This window comes from Micromonospora sp. CPCC 206060 (genome assembly GCF_036906895.1).
GTDB lineage: Bacteria > Actinomycetota > Actinomycetes > Mycobacteriales > Micromonosporaceae > Micromonospora.
The window spans coordinates 1-611 of record NZ_JBAKHU010000286.1 but is presented as its reverse complement, the minus strand read 5'-3'; the positions used below and the strand labels follow the sequence as shown (position 1 = coordinate 611).

Below are 611 nucleotides of genomic sequence, written 5' to 3'. Positions count from 1 at the left end.
ACCACGACCCCAGCCGCAGCCGCCTAATCAAGATCTCTCATCCACAACTCTTGACTATTGCTCCGCCCCGGTACGGCGCAACCCTCTGCCCGGCCGGGCTTCTCCCCGTACCCGGCCGGGCAGAGCACTGCCCGAGCAGGAAGGCGCCCACACGGTCATGATGGAACTGCGGCGGCCACGACCCGGCGAGGAACTATTGATCAGCTGGGACGCATCGGTGCAGTTCGCGGGACAGCCGCCCTTCACGTTCCGGGTCATCTCGGTGAGCCCAGACCCCACCTACCACGGCTGGGTGTGGCTGACCGGATATCAGCTCAATGACCGGGGCCAGGCGGTCGCCAAGCGGGAGATCTACGTACGCCTCGCTGGCCTGCGTCCTGCTCGTCGGCCTGGACGATGACCAGCGGCGGGCACTGTTACCGCGGTACGGCCAGGAGAACGACGGTCGCCGTTGCTGTGCCTTCGCCTTTGACCCGACCTCAGCCACAGGACATACCGGCTCCTGGGTTCTCGGCCTCGGCCACGGCGGACCCCACCCAGTTGCGTCCGGCAGAGTGGTGTACGGCAGACCTGCAGCTCAGAGCCGGTTTGGCGTAGACGTGAGGCGGCCA

At 66.8% G+C, this 611-nt stretch carries 1 protein-coding gene; it reads left to right on the top strand.

Annotation, left to right across the window (positions count from 1 at the left end):
* Positions 1-157: 157 nt before the first annotated feature.
* Positions 158-400: a hypothetical protein gene (locus V6U90_RS33780; protein WP_334445270.1), complete on the top strand. Its 243-nt coding sequence runs from the start codon at positions 158-160 to the stop codon at positions 398-400.
* The last annotated feature ends 211 nt before the right edge of the window (positions 401-611 follow it).

What these genes read in the sequence shown, in the direction of transcription:
- V6U90_RS33780 (WP_334445270.1), top strand. Translation starts at nt 158, where the DNA reads ATGATGGAACTGCGGCGGCCACGACCCGGCGAGGAACTATTGATCAGC.